Below are 20,321 nucleotides of genomic sequence, written 5' to 3'. Positions count from 1 at the left end.
CGGTATGTCCCTGCCGCCCGAACTAAACGGTTCCGTTCGCTCCGACCCGGGGCCGCCTCACAGCCCCAACCCGAACACGACCGGGATCCCGAGCGTCGTCACGACCGCGAACAGCGCCTGCAGCGGCGCTCCCACGCGCACGTAGTCGGTGAAGCGGTAGCCGCCGGGGCCGTACACGAACAGGTTCGTCTGGTACCCAACGGGCGTCATGAACGCCGTCGAGGCCGCGAACGTCACCGCCATCGCGAACGCGAGGGGGTTGGCGCCGAGCGCCGCGGCCACCTGAAGGGCCACCGGGATCATGAGCACGACGCTGGCGTTGTTCGAGATGACGTTCGTCAGCAGGGCCGTCACGACGTAGAATGCGCCCAAGAGGATCACCGGAGAGAGGACGTCCGCGCTCGCGACGATCGCGTCCGCCAACAGACCCGCGGTGCCGGACGTCTGCATCGCGATGCCGAGCGGGATGACGCCCGCGAGCAGGAAGATCACATCCCACTCGACGGCATCATACACTTCGCTGGGCTTCAGACAGCCGGTGACGACCATCGCGAGCGCGCCCGCGAGCGCCGAGACGACGATCGGCAGCACGTTCGCGGCGGCGAGGCCGACGACGAGTCCGACGATGCCCGCGGCGACGACCGTCTTCGAGCGCCGGTAGTCGTGCGTCTCGATCTCGCGTGCGAGGATGAAGTTCCGGTTGGTGTCGAGGCGTTCGACGGACGCCTCACTCGCCTGCACGAGCAGGGTGTCGCCGACGCGGAGCGGGATTCGGTCCATCCGCTGGCGGACCAGTTCACCGCCACGGCGGAAGGCGAGCACGGTCGCGTCGTAGCGCTGGCGGAAGCTGGCGGAGGCGAGCGACTCGCCGATCAGCGACGATCCGGGGGCGACGACGACCTCCACGAGGTTTTGCGCCTCCTCTGCGGTCTCCAATTCGGCCTCGTCGACGACCTCGGGGATGAGGTCGAGCCCCTCTACGTCGAGCAACTCGACCAGCGTCCCCCGGTCGGTTCGCACGGCGAACACGTCGCCAGCGCGGATCTCCTTTTGTCCGAACGGTTCGAGGAACGTCCGGTTGTTGCGGACGAGTTGGACGAGGTCGATGTCGAACGCCGTCTCTGAGAGCGCCGTCTCGACGCGCTGTCCCACGAGCGGGGAGTCCTCGCGGACGACGACCTCGGTCAGATAATCGGCCATCTGGAACTCCTCGGTGAGGTCTGCGCGCGGCTTGATCCGGGCCGGGGTAAGCCACCGCCCGACGGTGAGGAGGTACGCCGATCCGACGACCAGCAGGACGAGCCCGAGCGGGAGGAATTCGAACATCCCGAACTGGCGGGCCACGTCCGCCGGCGCCAGCGTCGCGTACAGGTCTGACGCGAGGATGTTGGTGGAGGTGCCGATGAGCGTGAGCGTGCCGCCGAACATCGAGGCGTAGCTCAGCGGGAGCAGCAGCTTCGACGGCGACGTGCGGCCCCGCTCGGCGATGTCGATTACCATCGGGAGGAGGATCGCGACGGCCGCGGTGTTGTTGATCAGCCCGGAGATCGGCCCGACGACGCCGATGGTGGCGCCCAACTGCTTGGACTCGTCATCCTCAGTGAGCCGCGAGATGAACCCGCCGAGGCGCTGGACGATCCCGGTCATCCGGACGCCCTCAGAGAGGACGAACATCGCGAGTACCGTCAGCGTCGCAGGGTTCGCGAACCCCGACAGCCCCTCCTCGACGGTGACGAGTTCGAACGGCTCCGCGAGCAGGCCGGCGCCCGCGAGGGCGGCCGTGACCGGTCCGGCGAGCAGCAGCGCGACGAGGATCCCGATGGCGGTGATGTCCACCGGGACGGGTTCAGTAACGAACAGCACGAGCGCCGCGAAGATCACCGCGAAGACGAACAGGATCTCGGGCGCGAGCACGCCAAATGCGACACCGGGGGACAAGAAAAATGGCACGGGAACGGAGCGACACGGCACTCGGGTCCGTCTGTGTGAGCGGCCGGCGTTCGTACGGTCCGACAATCGGACGCGGAGTTATCCGGACCGGACGCCAACGATAGACGAATGGCAGACGACAAACGCGGACGTGACAAGCAGGCGCACGACGCCGAGAAGCGCCGGCGGGAGCGAGCCATCGCCACGGATCTGGAGCGGTACGACGAGGAGGAACCGCCGGTCGACGAGGATGTGCTCGCGGATATCGAACGGGACGTCGAGTCGTTGGAGTTCCCCGCAACCGGAGCCGAGGTCGTCGACGCGATCGGCGAACGCGAGATCTCGGCGGGCGCCGACACATACACCGTCGAGGCGCTGCTCCCCGACACCGACGAGGAGGTGTTCGACTCCCCCGCAGCTGTCCGAGTCCGGGTACAGCGGCCGACGGTCGCCGCGGCGATGAAGCGGATCGTTGAGGCCGTTGGGGCGCTTCGAGAAGTGAAACTCACCGGGTCCCAGCGAGACGCCTACGAGCGAACGCTGCAGGAGCTCATGGATATCGACCCGATCGACGAAAACGAGGGGATTCCGGTCGTCGCCGACTGGATCGTCGAGCAGATCCGCACCGACCGCGACCTTCCCGGGTCTCGGTCGGTCCGGCGAAGGGCCGCCGAGTACTGTCGGGCGAACGGCTACGAGGTCCGGAACGACGAGTGGCTCGGCATCTAACGAGAGCAGCACGCCCCGTGTAACCGAACCGAAGCCGCGCCCGGTTCCGTATCCGCGGCCGCGATCAACCGCGGTCGAGATACTCATCGAGCCGTTCGTCGATCCGTTCCGTGACGCGCTCGGCGTACGTCCACAGCGCCGCGTTGATCCGCTCTTCGGTCTCGTCGTCGAGGTCGTCGAGACCGCGGAGAACCGAGTCGCTCGTCACCTGCGGATGGTACACGCAGACGACCCCGAGCGCGTCGGTCGACTGCCCGTCGTCGGCCGAATGGATTCCATACTGGTCGGTTCCCCAGACCCCGTCGCCGCCGTGACGCTCAAGGCGCGAGTCGATCGCATCGAGCAATCGGAGTTCCTCCGCGGAGAGAACCGGATCGTCGCCCTCGAATAGTTCGGCGTACGCCTCGCTGCGGGCGCGGGCCGTCCATTCGTCGAGCTGGGATCGAACCTCGAGAACGAGCTGTCGGCGGTCGGGAGCGTCGGCCATAGCCATACGACGGCAGCGACCGCAATTAAGATGCGCACAATCTCCCACTCGTCCAGAACGTGACGGGAGTCAGCATCCGATCCGACGATCGAACGACCGGGTCGCTGCGCGGCTCGCGCCCGGCTACAGTTCCTCGTCTGCCAACTCCATGTCCCCGATGATCTCGTATGGGTGGTGGTCCTTCCGGATCCCGTCGAGGATACGGAACGCGTCGTCGGGCGCGAGGAAGTGCTCGGCGACAGCGCGACCCAACGGTGTCGGGGCCAGCCCGTCGATGAACTCCCACTCCAGCAGCTTCCCGACCGCGTGCGTGGTTGGGACCTCGCCGATCATTCGGTCGTTGAGCTTCTTGGCGCCCGTGCCGGCGACGACGACGTTCGCGAGCGTCTCCTCGGCGGCGGAGGCGGTGTCGTACACCGTCGTCACGTCTTCCATCTCCCCTTTCAGGAGCTTGAACGCCGTCTCGTCTTCGGTCCCTTCCATCGAGGAGTGGTAGCTCGCGTCCGGTTCGACGAGCACGTACACCGTCCCCTCGTCGTGGTAGTCGGGGCGCCCCGCCCGGCCGAGCATCTGCTCGAATTCCTGTACCGAGAGCCACTCGATGCCCATCGCGAGCGTGTCGAAGATCACCTGTGAGGCGGGGAAGTCGACGCCGGCGGCGAGCGCGGCGGTCGTGACGACGGCCGCCAGGTCCTGGTTGCCGAACTTGCGCTCGACGGTCTTGCGGCGCTTGTAATCGAGCCCGGCGTGATACGGCGCGGAGTCGTACTCCAGCTTCCGAGAGATCTCGTGGCAGCGTCTGCGGGAGTTAGTGAAGATGATCGTCTGCCCGCGGTACCCCTTCGAAGACTTCGTATCGAACTCGCGTTTGACGAGCTTCTGTTCGATGTCGACCTTCTCGCGCTGGTCGGCGAATGTGACGTGGCGTTCGATGGGAACGGGTCGTTCCTCGAACTCGATGAGCGTCGCACGGAGGCGCTCGGCGAGGAACTCCGGGTTACCGACGGTCGCCGAGAGGTACACCCACTGCGCGGACGACCCCCGGTTTTCGGAGTAGTGCTTCAGCCGGGAGATCATCCCGTCGAGGCGGTGGCCCCGCCTCTCCTCTTTCAGGGTGTGGACCTCGTCGATGACGACCGTGCCGATATCACCCATGTCCTTGCCGGTGCGTAGCGCGTGGTCGATGCCCTCGTAGGTGCCGACGATGACGTCGGCGTTCGGGTCGAAGCGGTTGCCGTCGTCGTTGATCCGGGAGGCGCCGACGCGGATCGTCACGTCGAGCACGTCGCCGTAGCGCTCCTCGAAGTCCTCGTGTTTCTGATTCGCGAGCGCGACCAGCGGGACGAGAAACAGCAGCTTCCCCTTCCCGTTGAGCGCGTTGTCGACGCCGGCGAGTTCGCCCACGAGCGTCTTCCCGGTCGCCGTCGCGCTCACCACGAGCTGGTCGTCGCCGTCGAACAGACCGTTCTCGACCGAGAGGCTCTGCACCGGCAGCAGTTCGTCGAACCGCCCCTCGACGCGCTCTTGCAGCGCGGGGTGGAGGTTCAGCGAGTCGGTCGGAACCGGGTCGATCTCGTCGGTCGTCGCCGAGATGGTGTCGAACTTCGTGAGGTCGGGGTCGAGGTTCCCCTGGAGGAGGTTCGTGATGCGCTCCAGGTCCTGTACCTCGAAGAGGAGGTCCTCCAGCCGCTCCTGGGCGTTGCCGGTGAACTGCCCCTTGTAGGAGAGTTCGCGTTCGAGTTCCCGTTTCGCGCAGTCGGGGCAGATCCAGTCTCGGTCGGCCTTCACCGCGGTGTCGCTCGTGACCGGGGAGTAGCGCCCGGCGTTCGCGCAGTAGCGACAGGTACGCACCTGCTTGGCGTCGATCTGATAGGCGTCGAGCATCGCCGTGAGTCGGTCGCGAGCCCGCGCGGTCGTCTGCTCGGAGATACGGATGCGGCGCGCGTTGCGCGCGAGTTCGACGAACTGGTCGGGCTGGCGGGGTTCCTCGCCGCCCTTCTGCGTGACGCGAAAGCGACGCGGGCGCGGGCCGGCACTGGCTTCCTTCAGCTCGAGGACGCCGTGGAGAACGCGCGAGCCGTCGCGCTCGACGACGACGGTGAACTCGTCGTCGCCGTCGCGTTCGTGGAGGAACAGGGTCTCGACCTGCGGGAGTTGCTCGGACACGGTCTTCAGTTGGCACAGGGTAGGCGGATGCGGTATTTCAGGGATTCGGCTCGTCCGCGTACTGTCGGGATCGGCCGTCGCGGGCGTGCGTACCGATCGCGTCGCCCTCGAACGCCCCGAGAGCCCCGTTCAGTCCCGCCCACCGCACCCCTCGACACCGCAGAACCGGGCTACTCCTCGTCCAGCACGTGGATCGTGTCGTCGCCGTTCGGCACGACGCAGATGAACGCGGCCTCCTCGTCGCCGTCGTTGCGGTACCAGTGCGGGACGCCCGCAGGAATGAACAGCGCGTCGCCCGCGCTCACGCTGTGTTCCTCGCGTGCGACGGCTTCGCCGTCTTCGGTAGGCGCCTCCGACGCCGCCCCGAACCCCACCGTGTACTCGCCGGCGAGCACGTACTGCTCGTGTTCGACCTCGTTCGTGTGGTTCGGAACGCGCGCGCCCGGCGCGAGTTCGAACCGGCGCATCGCGAAGTGGGGCGCGCCGTCGGAGTCGTCGATGAGCACGCCCTTCGACATGCCTTCGCCCGCGTCGACCGCCGCCATCTCGAGGTCGCCACCGCGCTTCACCGCGGGGTCCGGTCCGGTCGCCGTCGTCGCATCAGTCTCGCTCATGCCGGAGTGGTTCGGACGTGGAGGGCATAAGTCCCGGCGGCCGGGTTTATACGTAATGAGGGACAACCCCGAGGCATGCGAGGAATCCGTATCGGGCGGGTCGCCGGTATCCCGATCCAATTGAACTGGACGTTTCTCTTGATCCTTCCGCTGTTCGCGTATCTCATCGGGAGTCAAGTCGGGGAGTTCTCCGGGATCGTCTCCGACACGTTCGGGGTGCCGATCGCCGCCGAGGCACTCACCGGCGGAGTCGTCCCGTGGGTGCTCGGTACCGTCGCGGCCGTCGGGTTGTTCGTCTCCGTCCTGCTGCACGAGTTCGGCCACTCGCTGACCGCGATGCACTACGGCTACCGGATCGAGGCGATCACGCTCTGGCTGTTCGGCGGCGTCGCCTCCTTCGAGGAGATGCCCGAAGACTGGAAACAGGAGTTCACCGTCGCGATCATGGGTCCCGCGGTGTCGGTCGCGCTCGGCGTCGTCGCGTACGCCGTCCTCATCGGCGTCAGCCTGCCAGCGACGGTCGCGTTCGTCGTCGGCTACCTCGCGCTGATGAACCTCGTACTCGCGGTGTTCAACATGCTCCCCGGCTTTCCCATGGACGGCGGGCGCGTCCTCCGAGCCCTCCTGGCGCGCAATCGGCCGCACGCTCGGGCCACGCAAATCGCCGCCGAGGTCGGGAAGGTGTTCGCCTTCCTGCTCGGGCTGTTCGGGCTGCTCGGCGGTAACTGGCTCACCGTCGGGCTCGCCTTTTTCATCTACATCGCCGCCTCCAGCGAGGCGCAGCAGACGACGATGCGCGCCGCCTTCGAAGGCGTGTCAGTCAGCGATATCATGACGCCACGCGACAGCCTGCAGACGGTCGAACCGCGCACGAGCGTCGCTCGACTGATAGAGCGGATGTTCCAGGAGCGTCACACTGGCTATCCCGTGTTGAAGAACGGACGGCTCGTCGGAATGGTCACGCTCGAGGACGCACAGGGCGTCCGAGAGGTGGAGCGCGACGCCTACACCGTCGAGGACGTGATGGAGCGGGACATCGCCAGCGTCACTCCCGGAGCGGATGCCCTGACCGCGCTGGAGACCATGCAACAGAGCGGGGTCGGCAGGCTCCCGGTCCTCGACGCCGACGGGGAGTTAGTCGGACTCATCTCTCGAACCGACCTGATGACCGCCCTCAACATTATTCAACGCGGCGGCCGGGAGTCGCTCGGTGTGGGCTCCGACACCGGTGTGCTCCCGGACATCGGCGGACGGAGCGTCTAACGGGCTCGGGGGTATCGCGTCGCGAAACCCTGAGACAGTCCGGGCGTGAGAATCGGATCGCGGTCGGTTCGCTCGCTCCGCTCGCTTCTGCAGTGCCCTTCTGCATAGACGTTCGGCTGCCCACATTCGGTCGCAGCCAGAAGGTCCAGGTGCGAGAATTGAACCCGCGTCTCAGCCTCCACAAGGCTGAAGGATAGTCCACTACCCCAACCCGGACACGCACCCGTAGGTAGCCCGGTGCGATTCAAATACGTTACGACTCCGCGGGTCCGCCTGCGTGCGAGAGACACGCACGGCCGAAAGGGGCGCCCAGCAACCGGACGGGGTCGTCGCCCGCGCCCACCGGCAGACCGTCGTCCGGGGTCCCCGGGCGACCGTCGCGCTTTTCTCGTCGGCTTGGCTACGATCGGGTAGCAGTGGCCATCACGGACAAGATCTACCTGAAGAACCACCGGCAGATCGCCTCGCAACTCGACGTCAACATCCCGAAGAGCGCGTTCGCCGGGGCGACGCTGGATCTGGTGTTCTCCGGCGACGGCCTCGCCGACCTCGACGAGTCGACCCGCGATCGGCTCCTGGAGTTCGCCGAGGACTTCCTCGACTGCGGCTGTGAGGACGCGCCGTACTGCGGTCATCCCGAGCGGAAGTTCATCCGTTATCTCCTTGAGCTGCGCGCGCAGGGACTGGGTCCCGACGCGATCGTCGACGTGATGGGCGACGAGTACATGCTGTACGCGTACCCGGGCGACGTGCTGTCGTTCCTCGACTCCGCGGTGCGCACGCTGGAGGCGACCGAGTCGCTCGCGGCCGTCGAGGGAGCTGAAGGAGCCAGAAAACGCGCCCGAGAGGCGCACGACTCGCTGGCCCGATAGCCGCCGTCTACCGGCCCGAGCAGAGCGACTCCGCGTTACTCGGAATTGATCGCGATTCGCGACGCGCGGTCTTCATGTCGGTCCCGCACGACCGGCTATCCGTGCTCGAACCGATGAATCCCTCCCGACCGGACGCCGACAGTCCCGCGAGCGAACGGATTCTCGACTGCGTCGCCGCCGCCGAGGGAACAGAGCCCGCCGACCTCGAAGAGCGACTGTACGACTCGGTCGACGCCGACGCGCTCCACGCGCTGCTCGCGCACGGGTCCTCCGAGCTGGCTGTCGAGTTCACGTTCTGCGACTACGTCGTCACGGTCGCCGACACGGGGGCGGGACCCGCAGTCGTCGAGGTGGCGGAGCGAGCGTCGGCCGGCCGCGACTAGCCGAGCTGGTACGGCTCGTCCTCGTCGCGCTCGCGGTCGCCGTCTAGTTCCTCCAGGAACACGACCTCCTCGCCGTCGTCGGCCTCCTCCAGCCTGTCCTGCAGGTAGGTGACGAACGCCTTGTACTCGTCGAGCTGCTCGCGGAGGTGTTCCGCTTCCAGCTCCAGGCGCTCGTGCTCTCGCACGAAGCTCTTCGGCACCTCGACGGTCGGGGGGAACGACTCCCCGTCGGTGTCGGTCTCCTCGACGCGGTGCTCCGGGACGACCTCGACCTGCCCGTCGTGGGCGACGAGCGTGTCCACGTAGTCGCGAAACACCGCCGACAGCGACAGGTCGCGCTCGTCAGCGATCTCGCGCAGGGCCTCGAACGCGTCTTCGTTGACGCGGAACGAGACCGTCTTGTTCTTGCTCCCCATTTGCCGGCTACTCGCTCGTGACGCTACTTAATCGTTCGTCAGACGGTGCCACGGATCGCTCGCGACCGAGCGAAAATCGGAAATGAAGGCCCTGCTTACGCCGGGGGCTCGCTTTCGAGTTCGTCGGCGTCGTCGAGCGACTGCAGCGCCGCGACGGCGGCGTCGCGGTACTCCTCGACGGGCAGGTCGTACTGCTCGCGTGCCATCCGCGCGTATTCGTTGCCCTCGTCGTCGAACGCCTCGATGCGGTCGAGCGTGCGTGCGGCGGTCTCGGCGACCCAGCGATCGCGAGTCGCGGCGTCGACGGTCGTGATCGACTCCGGTCGGACCGAGACGTTCACGCTGCCGTCGTCCGTCTCGTAGGTGCGCGGTTTGCCGACGACCGCGACGTACGCGGGCGGTTCCAGTTCGCGCAGGGCGCTGGCGGCCTCCGGCTGGTACTGCCCGGCGTACGTGAAGAACGTGCCCGTCGGGTCGACGATGCGGCCGCGCCAGTACTCGCTGTCCTCGCCGACGTCCTCCTTCTCGGTGAGGGTGCCGACGATGAACACGCGGTTGGCGCGCTCGCCCGTCGGGAGCAGCAGGTACAGCGGCGCCCGCTCGTCGTCGGACTCCTTGAACGTGTAGCTGGCGTCGTTGTACTCGCTCGCGAACACGCGGCGTGCGACCTCTCGGGTGGGAACAGACTGGCTCATTACAGGGACCTCGCGCGGATCAGCAGCGACTCGGCATCGACGGTGTCGTCAGTGCCGGACAGTTCCTCGAAGTCGTCGGCGAGCACGTACCGGCCCAACGTGGGACCGCGTACGCGGTAGTAGCGACCGACGATGCGGTCGGCCATCTCCTCGCCCACGACGGTCGTGTCGAGGGCGTCCTGGGCCATCTCCTTGGCCTCGTCGAGGCCGATGCCGGTGAGCTCTGCGGTCGCCTCCTCGTTGAAGATGACCTCCTGGACGGCGTCACCGTCGTCCAGCACCGCCTTGATGCGGAGGTCGAACTCGCCGTCGACCTGGCCGTGCTCGCTGCAGCGGCCGTTCTGGAGCACGCGCGTGCAGTCGTCCGCTGGACAGCGCTTGATGAGGCCCGACCCGGACTGGATGTCCACCAGCGCGCCCTCGACCTCGTCGCTGTCGTCGCCGACTTCGATCTCCTCGTCGAGTTCGGTGATCGTCGTCGTCCGGTTGAGCTTCACCGAGTAGTTGCCCTGGTACTCGTCGGTGACGACGTTCGAGAGGGCGTAGCTCTGCCCCTCCTCGAGCTCCTCCAACTCGCTCGTGGAGAAGGAGACGAACTTGATCGTACCCGACTCGTCGCCGAGCAGGCCCACCTGTGCGATGGAGTCGTGGTTGGGGTCCCACAGGTCGGCCACCGTCACGCGGAGGTCGACCCACTGCTCGTCCTCGTCGATGTCGCCGACGAGCGCCTGCTCGGCGCCGCCGGAGCCGATCTCGTCGCGCTCGATCCCCGCCTCGTCGAGGTAGGAGTTGACGACGCTGCGGCGCGCCTCGTCGACGGGGACGCTGTACTCGTTCACCAGCGAGGCGAGGCGCTCCTCGATCTCCTCGACGGTGAGGTCCAAGTGGTCTGAAAACTGCTCGTGTATCTCTTCCGCGTGGGTTTGCAAGTCTGCCATGGTTTTCCTGCCTCCGGGTATGTGTTCGGTGGGAGGCGTACGACAGTTGGTTCGCGATCCTATTTAGTATTCCGTGACCGCGGCGGAAGTGAAACCGTTCGACGGCACGAGACCGTCGGACGAGCGGCTGACGCGGCGGACTTCCGGGTGCACCGCGACGGCAGCGGCAACGGACTGATAGTCGGGGCGGCCGGAGGTACCGTCATGGGACTGGGCGACAGGCTCCGACGGGTGCTCCAACAGCAGGCGCGCAAGGCCGGTCGCGAGTACGCGCGGAGCAAGCGCGCCTACCACGAGGGGCGCGAGTGGGGGGAGAACCACGCCGGTGAGTTCGACCTCCCGGTCGACGAGGAGGACCGCGCCCGGATCGTCTGTCGCCGCCACGCCGAGAAGCGTCGCGTCGCCGTGAACGGCGACGGCCAGCCCGCGTGTTTCGAGGACGGGCATCCGGACTGTGAGGGGTGTGCCGAGGACGTGCGGGAAGGGCGCGTGCAGACGTGGTGAGCGCGGTCGCGCGAGCGAAACGAACGGACATCGAAGGACCGACCGTCGGCAGCGCTTCCCCACCGCGCTTATCACCGGCAACGACCACGCGAGCGTATGGATCGACCCGTCGTCGCCGTGATACTCGCTGGCGGCACCGGCTCACGTCTGTATCCCGCCTCCCGCAGCGACCGCCCGAAGCAGTTCCTCGCGCTCGGCGACCCCGACGACGACCGGAGCCTACTCGCCAGAACGACCGACAGAGCGGGCTTCGCGGACGCGACGCTCGTCGCCACTCGTCCCGAGTTCGCCGACGAGGTACCGGAGCACGCCCCCGACGCGGAGATCGTCGTCGAGCCGGCCGGCAAGGACACCGGCCCCGCAATCGTGTACGCGACCCACCGCGCCTGCGACGCCGTCGGCGGCGACGAGGAACCGGTCGTCGTTGTCCTCCCCGCCGATCACCACGTGCCGGACGCCGACGCCTTCGAGGCGACGATGGAACGCGGTGCCCGCGTCGCCGCCGGCACCGATCGGCTGGTCGCCTTCGGCGTCGAGCCGACCCGGTCCGCGACGGGCTACGGCTACATCGAGCCCGGCGAGCGGCGGGAGACTGCGCGTGATAGCGGCGATGCAGCCGGCGACGGCGCGGACGGCGCCGACGGCTATCGCGATCTCGCCGCGTTCCACGAAAAGCCCGGGGCCGACACCGCCGGCGAGTACGTCGCCGCCGGCTACTACTGGAACGCGGGGATCTTCGCGTGGACTCCGGAAGCGCTGTTCGAGCAGGCGCGCGACACTCCCCTCGGCCCGCTCGTCGACGCGCTCGACGGTCCCGATCCGGACCCGGAGGCGGGCTTCGACGCCGTCGACGCCGTCAGCATCGACTACGCGGTGATGGAGCGCGCCGACCGCGCGGCGGTGGTGCCCGCCGCGTTCGCGTGGGACGACCTCGGCGCGTGGGACGCGCTGGAACGCGTCCTCGACGCGGACGGCGACGGGAACGTCGTCGACGCCGGCGCGGAGGCGCTCGCCGTCGACGCCGCGGGGAACGTCGTCGCCGGCGACGACACGCACGTCTCGCTCGTGGGCGTCGACGGACTGTGCGTCGTCGCGTACGACGACCGCGTGCTCGTCGTTCCGAAAGACGACGCCCAACGCGTTCGCGACGCGGTCGACCGGCTGAAGGATTCCGGACGGTTCTGAGGCGGTGACGGACGCGCCGACTGCGGGCGGGTCACGCGATAGGAGGTCGCTCGCGTGCTCGCGAGCGTCTACGAGCGCAGGCGGCCGCCGTCGACGGGGAGGGCGGCGCCGTTGACGAAGGACGCGCGTTCGGACGCGAGGAACGCGACCGCGTCGCCCAGTTCGCTGGGGTCGCCGATGCGGGCCAGCGGGATGTCGCTGGCCCAGTCTGCGAGCCCCTCCTCGTAGCTGTCGTACTCGCCGCGGTCCATGGCGTCCTCCACCAACTCCTCGATGCGGGCGGTCTCGTGGGCGCCGGGAAGGACGGCGTTCGCGCGCACGTCGGGCGCCCACTCGCGGGAGACGGTCTTCACGAGCCCGATGACGGCCCGCCGAACGGCGTTCGACAGCACCAGCCCGTCGATTGCCTCCCGGACGGAGGTCGAGGTGATACACGTGACCGTCCCGGCGTCGCTGTCGGTCAGGTGTGGGCGCGCCTCCCGGAGCGTCCAGACCGCGCTCATCACGAGGGTGTCGAACGCGCCGCGCCACTGCTCGTCGGTGGCGTCGTCGAACGTGCCCGGCGGCACGCCGCCGGCGCTCGTGACGACGTGATCGAGTCCGCCGAACTCGTCGACGGTCGCCTCCACGAGCGCCGCCACGTCGCCGCGGTCGGTTACGTCGGCCTCGATCGCGAGCACCTCGCCCGGTTCGTCCGCCAGCGCCGCCTCGGCCTCGTCGAGGCGCTCCGGGGTTCGGCCGCAGATCACCACGTTCGCGCCGTCGGCCGCCAGCGACGCGGCCGACGCGAAGCCGAGGCCGCTCGAACTGGCTGTCACTACCGCCGTGTCGCCGTCGAGTCGCAGATCCATACCGGCGGCTCCGTCCGACGCGTACAAAAAGCCGCCAGAGCCGGCAGGACGTGCGGTCGTCCGGTGATCGCGGGGTGCTCGTCCGACGGACGATCCCCGGGCGGGCGCGCAGTCACGTGGCGTTCGCCTGCTCCGATCGGCGGACCCGAACGGAGCCGGCGCCGGTGATGCCGACCAGGATCGGGGCGACGACCTCCCGGCCCTGGACCGCGTCGCCGGCGTTGTCGCTCACGAGCTTCATCAGATCCGGCGCGGTGTGGTTCACTTTCACGTCGGCCTCGTCGCAAGCGTCGTACACGCGATCGGGGACGTCGTAGAGGTCGGTCCCGGCGGCGATCTCGATCCGGACGGGCGCCGACAACGCCTCCGCGAACGCGACTGTCTCGCGCGCCTTCTCGACGTTGTCGCGGGCGGACGACTCGACGCTGGAGACGTTCGCGCGTGAGGTGCCCAGCAAGTCGGCGATGTCGGCCTGCCTGACGTTCCGCTCGCGCAGCGCGAGCACCTCCGCCTGCCGGCGGGTGAGGACGCTTCGATCGGCGTCGAAGCCGGCGCGGTCGAGCAGTTCATCGACGTCGACCGCGTCGAGGGGTCCCTCGGTAGTCATGCTGAGAAGTCGGACCCCGGCACACAAAAAGGATAGTACGGACTGTCCAGGCGCGACCTCCGGGGCGGGTCGGCGCTACGAGCCCCAGAAGTTGTCGCGCGATCCGAGTCGCTCGCCTCGCTTCGCTTCGGTCTCCTCGTCGATCTCCCGCTCCTCGCCCTCGACCTCCGAGTCGCCTTCGGCGCTCTCCGGCTCGTCGGGAAGCCGCTCGATGACCCGCTTCGCCTTGGCGTGGTTCTGCTTCACCCGGTCGATGCGGACGACCGCCCGCGCGGGCGGGAGCAACCCGTCGACCATGACGATGAAGCCGTCTTCGGTGCGGCCGACGCCCGCGCCGCTCTCGTGGATATCGTCGACCTCGACGATGACCTCTTCGCCGGGTTTGACAGGCTGTTGTTTCAGGTCCGAGATGGGCATATTGTAATCGCTGCACCACTCGGCGCCGCCGCGGTCGCCGTAGTGCTGACAGCCCATGCCCTGGATCCGTTCGGAGAACCGGGGGCAGTCATCTGCAAGTGGACAGTCCGCCATGCGGAGTCCTACCTCGGGCACGGTCTAAACGCTTCCGTCTGTCTATGTCGGCCGTACGGAGCGACGGGAGCGAGGACGCGGGTCCATCGAGCGAACGCGACGAGGGGCTTTTGCTCGGCGCGCCCGTACCGCGGCCGTGAATCGCCGCGCTCCCGAACTCGCGCTGTTGACCGGGGTTCTCCTCGCCGCGCCCATCGGCGCGTTCGCGCTGTGGGCGACGGGCGATGTGTCCCGGTCTGTGCTCACCGGTGCGGCGCTCCTCTACCCGTTCGCGGTGTACGCGGTCTATCACGACGACGATCCGACGACCGTGCTCCCGCCGCGAGCCGTCGCGGTCGCCGGCACGGTGGCGGGTGCCGCGCTCGTCGCCGACGCGGTAACGACCGGCGGCGCCGCCGACGCGACGCTTCGCGGCACCTTCCTCGGACTGTTGGTCGCTGCGCCCGCATGGACATACGCCGTCATGTACGCGCCGGCCCGCGCGCTTCCCGACGGCCGGGTCCTCCTGCTTGCCGGCGCCGTCGGCGGCGGAGCGCTGCTGCTTGTCGGGCTCTCCCTCGAAACGCCGTTCGGCGCGGCGGCGGCGCTGGTGCTGTGGATCACGGGCGCGATCGCCGCCCGAACCGCCGGGTTCGCCGCGACGCCGACCGCCCGGCTCGGCGCCGTCGCCGGCGGCGTCGTCCTCGGTGTCACCGTCCTGTTCGCCGCGCTGTTCGCCGGGTCGGTGTCGCCCGCGGCGGTCCTCTCGGCGGTGGCGCTGGCGCTCGCCCCCGCTGTGTACTACGGGCTCACGGTCCGAACGGCGTCCTTCGAGTGACCGACGGTCCGGCGGGAGCCGCCGCGCCGCGGGTCGGTCAGAGGAACTCGACGACCTCGGAGTACCACATGTCGTGGTCGTCGACGCGGCCGACGCGCTCGGCGACGTCGACGGCGAGCGCGTGCCAGCAGCGCTCGCTCGGGTCGGACGTATCGAGGTTGTAGGTGGCGTCCCGGCAGTCGCAGCCGCCGTCCTCGACGATGTGCTCGTCGCGATAGCCGACGACGACGGTGAAATCGCGGTACCGCTTCACCCTGCCCTCGGCGACCGCCTCGATCGCCCGGCGACCGCGGTCGCCGTGAAGCGTGATGATCTCGGCGACGACGGGGGCCGAAGCTCGCCGACGGCCGCGAGCGCCGCGCGCCAGTCGTCCGCCGCGAGGTCGGCGAGCGCGCCCGGCGCAGATCGTCCGGGTCCGCCGCGACGGAGTCGGCGTCCGCTGTATTGGGGTCAGTGTCGGTGGCGTCGGCGTCGGCCGCGGCTTCGGGTGTCGCGTCCGGGTCGGCGCCGCCGTCGCCTCGAGTCACGTCGCGCCGGTTCGCGTGGCCGCGGCAAAACGCTTCGGTCCCGCGAGACCGCAGTGGCCTCGGTTGACCCGACCGCGCGGATTCCGCGCCAGTTAACCCCGCGGGCGGCGCACGTCCGGCAACGATGGAGGTCACGGAGGGCGGCGTCACCGTCGAGATCGAGGGCGCGCGCGACGGCGCCAGCGAGGGCCGCGCCGACGAGGTGTTCTACAACCCGGAGATGGAACTGAACCGCGACATCACGGTCGCGACGCTGCGGGCGTACGCCGACCGCGAGCCGCGCGCGGAGACGTACCTCGACGCGATGGCCGCCTCGGGCGTCCGCGCCACCCGCGCTGCCGCCGAGGGATGGGACGTGACGGCCGCCGACGTGGACGAGGACGCCGTCTCGCTCGCGGGTCGGAACCTCGCGTCCCACGGCGGGGAGGCGCTCCAGCGCGACGCGAACGCGCTCCTGCACGAGGGCTTCTACGACGTGGTCGACGTCGACCCGTACGGCTCGCCGATGCCGTTCGTCGACGCCGCCGTCGCCGGCACGCGGAACCTCCTGTGTGTCACCGCGACCGACACCGCGCCGCTTTGTGGCGCCCACTTCGAGTCAGGCGTCCGCCGGTACGACACCGTCCCCCGGAACACCGAGTACCACCCCGAGATGGGGCTGCGCGTGCTGATCGGAGCGCTCGTTCGCCGGGCGGCCAGCCGGGACAAGGCGGCCGTTCCGATCTGTTCGCACAGCTCGCGTCACTACGCGCGAACCTACCTCGAACTGGAGGCCAACGCCACCGAGGCGACGGCGACGCTGGACTCGCTGGGCTTCGTCCACCACTGCCAAGACTGTCTCGAACGCGATCACGAGTTCGGCCGGCTGCCGGACGTGCCGGAGTCGTGTCCCCGCTGCGGGTCGAGCAGGGTCGTCACGGCCGGCCCGATCTGGCTGGGCCGCGTCGCCGACCCCGAGTTCACCGCGCGCGTCGAGTCGGCGGTGACCGACGACATGGGCGAGGCGAAGCGCGCCCGCAAGCTGCTCGACACGGTCGCCGCGGAGCTGGACACGCCGACGCACTACGACCAACACCGGCTGTGCAAGCAGTGGAGCCGGCCGGCCGTCGGCATGGACGAGTTCGTCGACGCCCTGCGCGAGGCCGGCTTCGCGGCGTCGCACGCCCATTACTCGGGGACCGCGTTCAAGACCGACGCGACCGTGGCGCAGATGCGCGAAGCGACCGCGGACCTCGGATGAGGGTCCGCGACGGCGCCGCGTGAGACGCCCCGGAAGACGGGGGCCGACGACAGCCGCCGAGCCCTCGGCCGCCGCCCTCTTTGACCTCGGCTGACAACCCGGCCGGTGTGTCGAACGACGCTCGCGGCCCTGCGGGCGGTGACGACGGCGGAGGGTCCGACATCGACGGACCGGTGACGGCCGCCTTGGCCGTCGTCCGGGCCGTCCGCGCCGCCGACGCCACCTTCGTCGCCGGGAGTCTCGCCTACTACAGCGGCGTCGCCACCCTACCGGTCGCCGTGTTGGCGGCGGCGCTCGTCACGCAGACCGGCGACGGCGTCGTCGCCGCGGGAGCCGTCACCGCGGGGGGCGAACTCTTAACGCCGCGGGGGCGGACGTTCCTCCGGGCGTCGATCGTCGACGTGTCGCGACGGCGCGGGATCGTCATCGTCTCGGGAGCGCTCGTGTGCTTCTCGATCGTGCAGTTGTTTCGCGGGTACGATCGCGCCTTCGCCGCCGTCTACGGCGTCGAGAAGCGAGGCGTGCTCTCTCGCGTCCGCGACACGCTGTTCGCGCTCGGCGTCGGCGGGCTCGGCGTCCTCGCGGTGGTGCTCGCGGCGGGGACGCTGTCGCTGTACACCAACGAATCGCTCGTGCGCGCGGCCGTCCCGGTCGCGGTGTTCCTGCTGTCGACCGTGGCGCTGTTCCCGCTGTTTTACGCGCTCCCGGCGACGCCGGTGTCGGGCAGAGAGGTACTCCCGGGGACGCTCGTCGCCGCAGTCGGGTGGACGGTCACCGGGGCCGGGCTCGGGTCGTACGCCGCCGCCGCCGGTGCCGGTGTCGGGATCTACGGCGTCCTCGGCGGCCTCCTCGTACTCGTCGCGTGGTTCTACGCCGCGAACCTGCTCGTGCTGGTGGGGGCGGCGACGAACGCGGTGCTCGCCGGGCACGCCTGAGGAACGGGCGAGCGAACGCGGGAGAACCGATCGGTCACAGCTCGATCCGTCGAACACCGACCGACGCGTCGTCGAGCAGATCGCACCGCAGTTCTCGCGCTCCCGACACGAACCGTGCGCTTTTCTCGCGGTCGCGAGTACAGCCCGACGTGCAAACGGAACCCGATCCGGCGGGGGCGACGGAGTCGCTCAAGCGGATCGCGTTGCTCGCCCGCGGCGTCGCCGCGCGGGCGAGCGAGGAGAACGTCACGTTCCTGGCGGCGAGCGTGGCGTACTACGCGTTCGTCTCGCTGTTGCCGGCGGCGGTCCTGGCGCTTGTCGTCGCGGTGACCGTGGGCGGACAGCAGCTCGCGAGCGCGGTCGTCGTCGCGAGCGCAGACGTGCTCACCGACAGCGGTCAGGAGCTGCTCGTCACCGCGCTCGTCGACGGCCCCGGACAGGGGTCGGTGACGCTCATCAGCCTCCCGCTGACGCTGTGGGGCGCGCTGAAGGTGCTTCGCGGCCTCGACATCGCCTTCTCGCAGGTGTACGGCACCGACGGCGCCGTCGGGCTCGTCAACCAGCTCCGCGACTCGCTCGTCGTCACCGTCAGCGTCGGCGGGAGCCTCGGCGCGATGGTCGTACTGGGGACGCTCGTCGCCGTCGTCGACGTCGGCGTCGTCGCGGTCGCCGCGAGCTACCTCGCGCTCCCGGCGCTGCTCACCGCCGCGTTCCTCCCGATGTACTACGTGTTCCCCGACACGGACGTGACCCTCCGGGAGGTCGTTCCCGGCGCCGTCTTCGCCGGCGTCGGCTGGACCGCGCTTCGGATCGCGTTTCAGGCGTACGTCGATCTCACCGCCGGTGGCGACGGCGAGGGCGCGGTGTACGGCGTGCTCGGCGCCGTGCTGCTGTTCGTGACGTTCCTCTACTTCGGTGCGACCCTGGTGCTCGTCGGCGCCGTGGTCAACGTCGTGCTCGCGGGGGATCCGGAGAAGACGGCGGAGGGGTCCGGCGACGCCGACGGGAGAGACCGGCAGGATAAAGGGACGGACACGCGTGCGAAGTGACGAATGAGCGGCGAGACCGCGAGCGCCGAGACGACGGCCGACGGCGAGGAAGACGACGGCCGCCCGGCGCCCGACATCGGGGAGTTGGACGACCGCGTCGCCGAGATCCGCGCGGACCTCGACGCGATCGACGAGAGGACCGTGGAGAAGCCGGCGCTGGAAGCCGAGTTGAAGCGATACGTCCGGCGACGGGTGCGCCGCGGCCACGCCAGCGGATGGGGACCGTATCTGGTGCTTCTGTACGGCACCGTCATGACGCTCGGCGCGTTCTACTTCCTCCAGGGATGGGTTGCGATCGCCGCGATGCTCGTGTTGTTCCTCTCGACGCTCGGGTTGTACACGCTGTTCGTCCTCGTCGGCGTCGGGCTGAACCTCGTGTCCGTTCCCGGGCGGGCGGTAGACGCTCTCCGGGAGCGGCGGTGAGGTGAGCGGATGGGTCGAAGTGTCACGGGCGAGGTACTCGGGCTCCCAGAGTGGATCGTTCCGATCGCGGCGGCGCTCACTCAACTGGGCGACGCGTGGTTCCTCTACCTCGGGCTCGCGCTGCTGTACTGGCTCGCTGACCGTCGGATAGCCGCCAATCCCCGTCGCGTCGGCGCGACGGTCGTCGCCGTCGGACTCGGCGCGCTGGCGGTGACTGTCGGCTTCAAGAGCCTGTTTGCGTTGCCGCGGCCGCCCGGCGCCGGCGACGCGACCGCGCCGCTGTGGCTCCCCGAACTCCTCGCCGGCGCCTACGTCAACGCCGCCACGGGCGACGGCTTCGGCTTCCCGTCGGGCCACGCGATCGGCGCGACGATGGCGTACGGCGCACTCGCGACGTTCTTGGACGTGGGCGACCGGCGGACGCGTCGCGGGGTCGCCGCCCTCGTGATCGGCGTCGTCGCGCTCACGCGAGTCGCGCTCGGCGTCCACTACCTCGCGGACGTCGTCGTCGGCGTCGGAGTGGGACTCGCCGGCCTGTGGCTGTTCCACCGAGTCGCCCGATCTGGGTTCCGTCCGAACCCCGACCGGGCATTTTTCCTCGCGGCCACGCTCGGCGCGGTAGCGCTGCTCGTCGCGGCTGCCGGCGGCCACGGCGGCGAGGTGTTGGAGGCGGGGACCGTCGTGGGCGGCGGGCTCGGTGGGTACGCCGTCTGGCGGGTGCGCGGCACCGACGACGCGCCGGTCGGACTCCCCGGCGCCGCCGCCGGGCTGGCCGTCATCGGCGTGGTGTTCGGGGGCGCCTACGCCGTCGCCTCGGCCGGGCTCCCGTACGTCTTCGGCGTCGTCCCCGACACGACCCCGTTCCGCCTGCTCGCGGTCGTCCCCCTGTCGTTTGCCGGCGTTGCGCTCGTCGTCGCGTGGCCGACGGTCGTGGGCCGGCTGCGTGGACCGGACGCGGACGCGCCGGACGACGGATCGAGGCGGGAGGCCGAAGCTGACGCGGACGGCGACGCTGTCGCCGACCTCATCTCCGAGGCCGAGGCAGCCGTCCCCGAGGGCGTCGACGCCGACGCGGACGGTCCGGACCGGTCAGACTGACGACAGTGAGAACCGCGTGAGACCGCGGCAGCGAGCCGCGTCGGCGACACACCAGCACCGGT

At 69.5% G+C, this 20,321-nt stretch carries 22 protein-coding genes, 1 tRNA gene and 1 pseudogene; 12 read left to right on the top strand and 12 right to left on the bottom strand.

From position 1 onward, the window contains the following. Positions 1–57: 57 nt before the first annotated feature. Positions 58–1,899, bottom strand: coding sequence for an SLC13 family permease (locus tag P0Y41_RS09970; RefSeq protein ID WP_345783206.1), 1,842 nt, complete (start codon positions 1,897–1,899; stop codon positions 58–60). Positions 1,900–2,058: 159 nt separating this feature from the next. Here P0Y41_RS09970 and P0Y41_RS09965 point away from each other — a divergent pair, with 159 nt between their 5' ends. Beyond that, positions 2,059–2,658 (top strand): DUF5789 family protein, encoded by a 600-nt coding sequence (locus P0Y41_RS09965; protein ID WP_284061196.1) that lies wholly within the window; start codon positions 2,059–2,061, stop codon positions 2,656–2,658. A gap of 64 nt (positions 2,659–2,722) precedes the next feature. On the opposite strand, the gene P0Y41_RS09960 is transcribed toward P0Y41_RS09965, so the two are convergent. The 3 genes from P0Y41_RS09960 to P0Y41_RS09950 all read right to left on the bottom strand — a co-directional run bounded on the left by P0Y41_RS09960 (position 2,723) and on the right by P0Y41_RS09950 (position 5,925). Next, positions 2,723–3,145: a DUF7539 family protein gene (locus P0Y41_RS09960; RefSeq protein ID WP_284061195.1), complete on the bottom strand. Its 423-nt coding sequence runs from the start codon at positions 3,143–3,145 to the stop codon at positions 2,723–2,725. A 123-nt stretch (positions 3,146–3,268) separates the two neighbouring features. Continuing rightward, on the bottom strand, positions 3,269–5,311 hold the full coding sequence (locus P0Y41_RS09955; RefSeq protein WP_284061194.1) for a DEAD/DEAH box helicase: 2,043 nt from the start codon (positions 5,309–5,311) through the stop codon (positions 3,269–3,271). A gap of 170 nt (positions 5,312–5,481) precedes the next feature. Continuing rightward, a complete protein-coding gene (locus tag P0Y41_RS09950) occupies positions 5,482–5,925 on the bottom strand; it encodes a cupin domain-containing protein (protein ID WP_284061193.1) in 444 nt (147 codons plus the stop codon). 75 nt (positions 5,926–6,000) lie between these two features. On the opposite strand from P0Y41_RS09950, the gene P0Y41_RS09945 reads away from it, so the two are divergent. Then, positions 6,001–7,188, top strand: a complete 1,188-nt coding sequence (locus P0Y41_RS09945; protein ID WP_284061192.1) for a CBS domain-containing protein — start codon at positions 6,001–6,003, stop codon at positions 7,186–7,188. A 143-nt stretch (positions 7,189–7,331) separates the two neighbouring features. Here P0Y41_RS09945 and P0Y41_RS09940 read toward each other — a convergent pair. Beyond that, positions 7,332–7,404: transfer RNA gene (locus P0Y41_RS09940), tRNA-His, on the bottom strand. A gap of 200 nt (positions 7,405–7,604) precedes the next feature. Here P0Y41_RS09940 and P0Y41_RS09935 point away from each other — a divergent pair. Beyond that, complete coding sequence (locus tag P0Y41_RS09935; protein ID WP_284061191.1) at positions 7,605–8,060, top strand: DUF5814 domain-containing protein; 456 nt, start codon at positions 7,605–7,607, stop codon at positions 8,058–8,060. 74 nt (positions 8,061–8,134) lie between these two features. Then, complete coding sequence (locus tag P0Y41_RS09930; RefSeq protein ID WP_284061190.1) at positions 8,135–8,443, top strand: HalOD1 output domain-containing protein; 309 nt, start codon at positions 8,135–8,137, stop codon at positions 8,441–8,443. Here P0Y41_RS09930 and P0Y41_RS09925 read toward each other — a convergent pair. The 3 genes from P0Y41_RS09925 to P0Y41_RS09915 form a co-directional block, all read right to left on the bottom strand. Then, positions 8,440–8,859: a DUF8146 domain-containing protein gene (locus tag P0Y41_RS09925; RefSeq protein ID WP_284061189.1), complete on the bottom strand. Its 420-nt coding sequence runs from the start codon at positions 8,857–8,859 to the stop codon at positions 8,440–8,442. The genes P0Y41_RS09930 and P0Y41_RS09925 overlap by 4 nt on opposite strands. A 95-nt stretch (positions 8,860–8,954) precedes the next feature. Further along, positions 8,955–9,554 (bottom strand): RPA family protein, encoded by a 600-nt coding sequence (locus P0Y41_RS09920; protein WP_284061188.1) that lies wholly within the window; start codon positions 9,552–9,554, stop codon positions 8,955–8,957. Then, complete coding sequence (locus P0Y41_RS09915) at positions 9,554–10,492, bottom strand: replication factor A (RefSeq protein WP_284061187.1); 939 nt, start codon at positions 10,490–10,492, stop codon at positions 9,554–9,556. Before P0Y41_RS09915 ends, P0Y41_RS09920 begins: the two co-directional genes overlap by 1 nt. Before the next feature lie 210 nt (positions 10,493–10,702). Between P0Y41_RS09915 and P0Y41_RS09910 the strand changes: the two genes are divergently transcribed. Beyond that, positions 10,703–10,996: a DUF7091 family protein gene (locus P0Y41_RS09910; RefSeq protein ID WP_284063397.1), complete on the top strand. Its 294-nt coding sequence runs from the start codon at positions 10,703–10,705 to the stop codon at positions 10,994–10,996. 96 nt (positions 10,997–11,092) lie between these two features. After that, entirely contained in the window at positions 11,093–12,181 is a 1,089-nt protein-coding gene (locus P0Y41_RS09905) for a mannose-1-phosphate guanylyltransferase (RefSeq protein WP_284061186.1), read from the top strand. A gap of 68 nt (positions 12,182–12,249) precedes the next feature. On the opposite strand, the gene P0Y41_RS09900 is transcribed toward P0Y41_RS09905, so the two are convergent. The 3 genes from P0Y41_RS09900 to P0Y41_RS09890 all read right to left on the bottom strand — a co-directional run bounded on the left by P0Y41_RS09900 (position 12,250) and on the right by P0Y41_RS09890 (position 14,170). Then, entirely contained in the window at positions 12,250–13,032 is a 783-nt protein-coding gene (locus tag P0Y41_RS09900; RefSeq protein ID WP_284061185.1) for an SDR family oxidoreductase, read from the bottom strand. A 112-nt stretch (positions 13,033–13,144) separates the two neighbouring features. Beyond that, the gene (locus P0Y41_RS09895) at positions 13,145–13,639 is read right to left on the bottom strand and encodes a Tfx family DNA-binding protein (protein WP_284061184.1); all 495 of its coding nucleotides are present in this window, start codon (positions 13,637–13,639) and stop codon (positions 13,145–13,147) included. A 75-nt stretch (positions 13,640–13,714) separates the two neighbouring features. Beyond that, positions 13,715–14,170, bottom strand: a complete 456-nt coding sequence (locus P0Y41_RS09890) for a TRAM domain-containing protein (RefSeq protein WP_284061183.1) — start codon at positions 14,168–14,170, stop codon at positions 13,715–13,717. Between the two features lie 136 nt (positions 14,171–14,306). Here P0Y41_RS09890 and P0Y41_RS09885 point away from each other — a divergent pair, with 136 nt between their 5' ends. Next, entirely contained in the window at positions 14,307–14,987 is a 681-nt protein-coding gene (locus P0Y41_RS09885; RefSeq protein ID WP_284061182.1) for a hypothetical protein, read from the top strand. Between the two features lie 37 nt (positions 14,988–15,024). Here P0Y41_RS09885 and P0Y41_RS09880 read toward each other — a convergent pair. Next, positions 15,025–15,359, bottom strand: a pseudogene (locus P0Y41_RS09880) (hypothetical protein); the annotation flags it as partial. Between the two features lie 279 nt (positions 15,360–15,638). On the opposite strand from P0Y41_RS09880, the gene P0Y41_RS09875 reads away from it, so the two are divergent. The 5 genes from P0Y41_RS09875 (at position 15,639) to P0Y41_RS09860 (ending at position 20,259) form a co-directional block, all read left to right on the top strand. After that, complete coding sequence (locus P0Y41_RS09875) at positions 15,639–16,754, top strand: tRNA (guanine(26)-N(2))-dimethyltransferase (protein ID WP_284061181.1); 1,116 nt, start codon at positions 15,639–15,641, stop codon at positions 16,752–16,754. A 107-nt stretch (positions 16,755–16,861) separates the two neighbouring features. Then, a complete protein-coding gene (locus P0Y41_RS09870; RefSeq protein ID WP_284061180.1) occupies positions 16,862–17,689 on the top strand; it encodes a YihY/virulence factor BrkB family protein in 828 nt (275 codons plus the stop codon). Positions 17,690–17,838: 149 nt separating this feature from the next. Continuing rightward, complete coding sequence (locus P0Y41_RS17835; RefSeq protein ID WP_321170844.1) at positions 17,839–18,738, top strand: YihY/virulence factor BrkB family protein; 900 nt, start codon at positions 17,839–17,841, stop codon at positions 18,736–18,738. A 3-nt stretch (positions 18,739–18,741) separates the two neighbouring features. Continuing rightward, complete coding sequence (locus P0Y41_RS17830; protein ID WP_321170843.1) at positions 18,742–19,161, top strand: hypothetical protein; 420 nt, start codon at positions 18,742–18,744, stop codon at positions 19,159–19,161. Between the two features lie 9 nt (positions 19,162–19,170). Then, entirely contained in the window at positions 19,171–20,259 is a 1,089-nt protein-coding gene (locus P0Y41_RS09860) for a phosphatase PAP2 family protein (RefSeq protein ID WP_284061179.1), read from the top strand. Positions 20,260–20,321: the final 62 nt, after the last annotated feature.

Origin of the sequence: Halobaculum halobium (assembly GCF_030127145.1) — an archaeon.
GTDB classification, from domain to species: domain Archaea; phylum Halobacteriota; class Halobacteria; order Halobacteriales; family Haloferacaceae; genus Halobaculum; species Halobaculum halobium.
Note: the sequence above shows the minus strand (reverse complement) of the source record. Positions and strands in the feature narration are given on the sequence as shown.

Bases quoted from the DNA above. Each gene is read 5' to 3' on its own strand.
- P0Y41_RS09965 (WP_284061196.1), top strand. From the start codon at position 2,059: ATGGCAGACGACAAACGCGGACGTGACAAGCAGGCGCACGACGCCGAG.
- P0Y41_RS09960 (WP_284061195.1), bottom strand. From the start codon at position 3,145: ATGGCCGACGCTCCCGACCGCCGACAGCTCGTTCTCGAGGTTCGATCC.
- P0Y41_RS09950 (WP_284061193.1), bottom strand. From the start codon at position 5,925: ATGAGCGAGACTGATGCGACGACGGCGACCGGACCGGACCCCGCGGTG.
- P0Y41_RS09945 (WP_284061192.1), top strand. From the start codon at position 6,001: ATGCGAGGAATCCGTATCGGGCGGGTCGCCGGTATCCCGATCCAATTG.
- P0Y41_RS09930 (WP_284061190.1), top strand. From the start codon at position 8,135: ATGTCGGTCCCGCACGACCGGCTATCCGTGCTCGAACCGATGAATCCC.
- P0Y41_RS09925 (WP_284061189.1), bottom strand. From the start codon at position 8,859: ATGGGGAGCAAGAACAAGACGGTCTCGTTCCGCGTCAACGAAGACGCG.
- P0Y41_RS09920 (WP_284061188.1), bottom strand. From the start codon at position 9,554: ATGAGCCAGTCTGTTCCCACCCGAGAGGTCGCACGCCGCGTGTTCGCG.
- P0Y41_RS09915 (WP_284061187.1), bottom strand. From the start codon at position 10,492: ATGGCAGACTTGCAAACCCACGCGGAAGAGATACACGAGCAGTTTTCA.
- P0Y41_RS09905 (WP_284061186.1), top strand. From the start codon at position 11,093: ATGGATCGACCCGTCGTCGCCGTGATACTCGCTGGCGGCACCGGCTCA.
- P0Y41_RS09900 (WP_284061185.1), bottom strand. From the start codon at position 13,032: ATGGATCTGCGACTCGACGGCGACACGGCGGTAGTGACAGCCAGTTCG.
- P0Y41_RS09895 (WP_284061184.1), bottom strand. From the start codon at position 13,639: ATGACTACCGAGGGACCCCTCGACGCGGTCGACGTCGATGAACTGCTC.
- P0Y41_RS09890 (WP_284061183.1), bottom strand. From the start codon at position 14,170: ATGGCGGACTGTCCACTTGCAGATGACTGCCCCCGGTTCTCCGAACGG.
- P0Y41_RS09875 (WP_284061181.1), top strand. From the start codon at position 15,639: ATGGAGGTCACGGAGGGCGGCGTCACCGTCGAGATCGAGGGCGCGCGC.
- P0Y41_RS17830 (WP_321170843.1), top strand. From the start codon at position 18,742: ATGAGCGGCGAGACCGCGAGCGCCGAGACGACGGCCGACGGCGAGGAA.
- P0Y41_RS09860 (WP_284061179.1), top strand. From the start codon at position 19,171: ATGGGTCGAAGTGTCACGGGCGAGGTACTCGGGCTCCCAGAGTGGATC.